The organism is Deinococcus pimensis DSM 21231, assembly GCF_000519345.1.
Lineage (GTDB): Bacteria > Deinococcota > Deinococci > Deinococcales > Deinococcaceae > Deinococcus_A > Deinococcus_A pimensis.
Genome location: NZ_KI912633.1, coordinates 1 through 4784, shown reverse-complemented (window position 1 = coordinate 4784; position 4784 = coordinate 1). Strand labels below are relative to the sequence as shown.

Sequence of the window (4784 nt, the reverse complement as noted above, 5' to 3'; positions counted from 1 at the left end):
CCGCGTGGCTCGCCGCGCTGAGCGTCCTCGCGATCCTGCGCCGCACCCGCCTCGCGGAGGACGCCGCGCTCGGCGTGGTCCTCGCGAGCTTCTTCGGGTTCGGCATCAGCCTGCTCACCTTCATCCAGCACGGCGGGAACGCTAGCCAGGCGGGCCTCGACCGCTTCCTGTTCGGGCAGGCCGCCACCATCGTCGCCGCCGACGTCACCACCTTCGCCGTGATCGGCGGGGCCGCGCTGCTCGTCGTGGCGCTCCTCTACAAGGAATTCAAGCTCGTCACCTTCGACCCGGCCTTCGCCGCCGCGACGGGACTTCCCACGGCCGCGCTCGGGACGCTCCTGACGTCCCTCACGGTGCTCGCCGTGATGATCGGTCTGCAGACCGTCGGCGTCGTCCTGATGGCCGCCATGCTGATCGCGCCCGCGAGCGCCGCGCGGCAGTGGACCGACCGGCTCGGCGTGATGCTGCTCCTCTCCGGCCTGTTCGGCGCCGCGAGCGGCGTGACCGGGGCCGTGCTGAGCGCCACCCGCGAGAACCTCCCCACGGGGCCCCTCGTCATCCTCGTCGTGAGCGCCCTCACGCTCGTGTCGCTGCTGTTCGCGCCGCTGCGCGGCATCGTCCCGGAGCGGCTGCGCGAGCGCCGCCAGCGCGCGCGGGTCCGCTCGGCCCTGAGCGCCACGGACGGGAGGGGCGCGTGAACGCCGACGCCATCATCCTCGGAACGGCGCTGCTCGTCAGCACCGCCTGCGCGCTCCTCGGGACCTTTCTCGTGCTGCGCCGCCTCAGCCTCCTCGCGGACGCCGTGTCGCACGCCGTGCTGCCCGGCATCGTCGCGGGCTTCTGGCTCAGCGGGGGCGGGCGCGCCACGCTGCCCGCCCTGCTCGGCGCCGCCGCGCTCGGCCTGATCACCGTCACCCTCGTCGAGGCCCTCACCCGCTCCGGACGCGTGAAGGGCGACGCCGCCATCGGCCTCGTGTTTCCCGCGCTGTTCAGCGTCGGCGTGCTCGCCGTGAGCGTCTACTTCCGCAACGTGCACCTCGACCTCGACGCCGTGCTGTACGGCGAGATCGCCTACGCGCCCTTCAACGACCTCATGGTCGCGGGCCGCAACCTCGGCCCCGTCTCCCTCTGGGTGATGGGCGCCCTCACCGCCGTGAACCTCGCCTTCGTCACCGTGATGTACAAGGAGCTCAAGCTCTCCACCTTCGACGCGGGCCTCGCCGCCGCGCTGGGCTTCGCGCCGGGCGCGCTGCACTACGCCCTCATGGCGCTCGTGTCCGTCACGACGGTCGGCGCGTTCGACGCGGTCGGCGCGATCCTCGTGGTGGCCTTCATGATCGTGCCCGCCGCGACCGCGTCGCTGCTCTCCAGACGCCTGCCGATCGTGCTGGCCCTCGCGGTCCTCGCGGGCTGGACGGCCAGCATCGTCGGGTACGTCCTCGCGATCCTGCTCGACGCGTCCATCGCGGGCGCCATCGCGACGATCCTCGGGGTGCAGTTCCTGCTGGCCGTGCTGCTCTCCCCGCACGGAGGCGTCCTGACCCGCACCCGGAACCGCGCCGCGAGCGCCTGAACCGGGCGGCAGCAGGAGGGGCCCGCCGGACGGCGGGCCCCTCCTCGCGCCTCGACGCGTCAGCTCTCGCTGTGCGCGTTCGGGTTGTAGTTCTTCGGGGAGAGCTTCACGACCGCCAGCCAGAAGTTCTCGAACGACCGGACGACGTCCAGGAAGTTCGGGAGGCTCACCGGCTTCGGGATGTACGCGTTCGCGTGCAGGTTGTAGCTGCGCCACACGTCCGCCTCCGCCTGCGAGGTCGTCAGGACGATCACCGGGATGTTCCGCAGCGAATCCTCCTTCTTGATCTCCGCGAGGACTTCCAGACCGTTCATGCGGGGCATGTTGAGGTCCAGCAGGATGACGTCGGGTGTCGGCGCGTCGTGGTGAGGTCCCTCGCGGTTGAGGAACTCCAAGGCTTCGACCCCGTCACGCGCGACGTGCAGGCGGTTGGCGACGCGGGCCTCCTCGAACGCCATCTGGGTCAGCATGACGTCGGCTTCGCTGTCGTCGACTAGGAGAATATCGATCACGTGAGGGTCCTCTCGAATGGCGGCGGGGTCCGCTTGCTGCGGGGGCGCCACACCGCCCAGTTTCTCGTAACGGCAGTCCGGGAGCAAGGGCCTTTCCCATCTTCCATGAGGACGGGTGCGGGCGAACCTTGACGGGACCCGGCCATTGTAGAGCATCCGCCCCGACCGGACGTCGGGGCGGACGCGGGCGAGCGGACGGCCTCAACCGCCGACGTGCACGACCGGCCTGAGCTCCGCGCTCCTGACGGCGCGGCGCAGGATCTCGTGCGTGAGCGGCGCGATGTCACCCTCGCCCAGCACCAGGAAGCGCGCGGCGGCCAGAACCGGACTGCCCTCGATCCACTGGAAGTACACGTGCGGCAGTTCCCCGTACGTATCGCGCGCCCACAGCAGGAACGCCGCGATCGCGTTCGGCACCGCGCTCGACTCCACCCGCAGGATGCGGTAGCCCGCGACCTCCACGCCGCGCACCTCCAGCACGTCGCTGAACTCGCTGGGATCCGCGACCGTCACCTCCAGGAACAGGAAGGGCTCCCCGCTCGGGAGGTGCGTCTCGGCGCGCACGTCGCGTTCCTTCTCGCTGTACTCCGCCGCGTCGCCCGCGTCGAGCTGGTTCGCGATGAACCGCAGCGAACCCGCCGCCGCCGCCTCGTTCAGGAAGCGCCGGGCGTTCGCGTCGAGCTCCACCCGCTCCGCGCGCAGCTCCGTGGAGCGCAGCACGCGCGACACGATCGAGACCGCCACGATCGCCCCGATGAAGGACAGGCCGATCCGCAGGCCGCTGAGGTCCTGCGCGAACGTCACCGCGAGCGTGTACCCGAAGATGAGGCTCACGAAGCCGAAGCCGAACATCAGGAGCCGCTGGCGGTGCCGCACCGCCGAGAGCGTCACCGCGACGCTCGCGCTGCCCATCAGGACCAGCACGCCCGTCGCGTACGCCGCGGCCTGCGCGTTCACGTCCGCGCGGAAGATCAGCGTCTCGAAGAAGCACACGAAGGTGTAGATCAGCACGAGCGGCCGCGTCGCGCGCGCCCAGTCGGGCGCCATACCGTACCTCGGCAGGTAGCGCGGCACGATGTTCAAGAGGCCCGCCATGGCGCTCGCACCCGCAAACCACAGGATCAGGATGGTGCTGACGTCGTACAGCGTCCCGAAGACGTCCCCGAACCGCTGGTGCGCGAGGTACGCGAGCGCGCGCCCGTTCGCCTCGCCGCTTCGTTTCGTGACCGTCACTCGCACCCGGCTCCCGTCCGCCGAGGCGTTCGCGACCGCCACCTCGAAGGGGACCGCGCCGCCGGGCGTGTTCGCCGTGAACGTCGTTCCATCCCGCACGCCCGCCGGGACGGTCAGCGTGGTCTCCAGGCGCTCCCCGTCCAGCGGGACCGTCACGCGGGCCGCGCCGCGCTCCAGGTCCGCGCGCGGCACCACCACCGACGCGCTCGTCGTCGGCCAGAACTCGCGCTGCGGCACCAGCAGCGTCGTGGCGAAGCTCGACCCGATCAGGAGGACGCTCATGACGAGCGCCGCCGTCGTCAGGAGCCTCTTGGCGCTCCGGATGCGGCCCGCCGGGCGCTCCTCCGTGTCACCGGGATCGCCCTTCACGAGCGGCATCACGACGACGCCCGTCTCGAACCCGCTGAGGCCCAGCGCGAGCCGCGGGAACACCAGCAGGGCCGCCCCGATCACCGCGAGCGGACTGGAGAAGCCCTGCGAGATGCGGGCCGTCCAGCCCGACAGCAGCGCCGGATCGTTGATGACGCCCAGCAGTCCCTGCCCGATCACGACGACGTTCAGCGACAGGTACAGCGCCACGAGCGCCACGGCGATGCCGATGGCCTCCTTGAAGCCCTTGAGGAACACCGCGCCCAGCAGCGCGATCAGCACGAGCGTGATGACGACGTTGCCGCCCTCCACGTACTGCCGTGCGAAGGGGTTCTCCACGATGTGCGCCGCCGCGTCCGCCGCGCTCAGCGTGATCGTGATGATGAAGCCCGTCGCGACGAAGCCGAGCAGGACCAGCACCAGCAGCTTGCTCTGCCAGCGCCGCAGCAGCCGTTCGAGCATGCTGATGCTGCCGTCGCCGTGCGGGCTTTCCTCCGCGACGCGGCGGTACATCGGCAGCGCCCCGAAGAGCGTCACGAGGACCAGCACGAGCGTCGCGAAGGGGCTGATCGCGCCCGCCGCGAGCGCCGCGATGCCCGGCTGGTAGCCCAGCGTGCTGAAGTAGTCCACGCCCGTGAGGCACATCACGCGCCACCACGGCTGCGTGTGGTGCTGCGCCTCCTGCTCCTTCTCGTAGGGGCCCTCCACCTCGCGGGTGGACTGCCCCAGCATCCAGCGTCTCACCCGGCTGGACAGCGGTTCCGTGTTCTGTGCCATGAGTCTCCCGACTTCATAGCTTACGTGCGGACATCAGCGCCCGATGGAAACTCCGGGTGCGGCGTGAAGGCGGACTCATGCGGGAAGGCTCACCCGACGTGCACGCTGCCCTGCGTGGGCGTGAGGGGCGCGCCGCAGGTGAGCGTGTCGCCCTGTCGCGCGAGGGGGCGGCCCTCCGCGAGGACCGTGCCGGAACCCCCGGCGATCACGACGGGTCCGTGCCCCAGCAGGGGCGTGGGTTCGGAGTGGGGGTCGAGGGCGCGCGCGGCGGGACGTCCCTCCACGAGGACGCTCGCGGCGCCTCCCGTGACGGTGCCGCC

The 4784-nt window shown here is 71.2% G+C and carries 5 protein-coding genes; 2 read left to right on the top strand and 3 right to left on the bottom strand.

The genetic code is table 11. The annotated features are described in order from the left end of the window. On the top strand, positions 1 to 698 hold a 698-nt coding region (locus tag DEIPI_RS28535; protein ID WP_211238241.1), incomplete at its 5' end, for a metal ABC transporter permease. Further along, positions 695 to 1573, top strand: coding sequence for a metal ABC transporter permease (locus DEIPI_RS28530; protein WP_045233655.1), 879 nt, complete (start codon positions 695 to 697; stop codon positions 1571 to 1573). The genes DEIPI_RS28535 and DEIPI_RS28530, both read left to right, overlap by 4 nt. Positions 1574 to 1632: 59 nt before the next feature. Here the strand turns inward: DEIPI_RS28530 and DEIPI_RS0104565 are convergent, their stop codons facing one another. From DEIPI_RS0104565 to DEIPI_RS0104555, 3 genes are all read right to left on the bottom strand, one after another. Then, entirely contained in the window at positions 1633 to 2085 is a 453-nt protein-coding gene (locus DEIPI_RS0104565; RefSeq protein WP_027480995.1) for a response regulator, read from the bottom strand. 201 nt (positions 2086 to 2286) lie between these two features. After that, positions 2287 to 4464 (bottom strand): hypothetical protein, encoded by a 2178-nt coding sequence (locus DEIPI_RS0104560; RefSeq protein ID WP_027480994.1) that lies wholly within the window; start codon positions 4462 to 4464, stop codon positions 2287 to 2289. Between the two features lie 89 nt (positions 4465 to 4553). Beyond that, a partial coding sequence (locus tag DEIPI_RS0104555; RefSeq protein ID WP_027480993.1) for a PAAR domain-containing protein occupies positions 4554 to 4784 on the bottom strand: 231 nt, incomplete at its 5' end.

What these genes read in the sequence shown, in the direction of transcription:
- DEIPI_RS0104560 (WP_027480994.1), bottom strand. Translation starts at nt 4,464, where the DNA reads ATGGCACAGAACACGGAACCGCTGTCCAGCCGGGTGAGACGCTGGATG.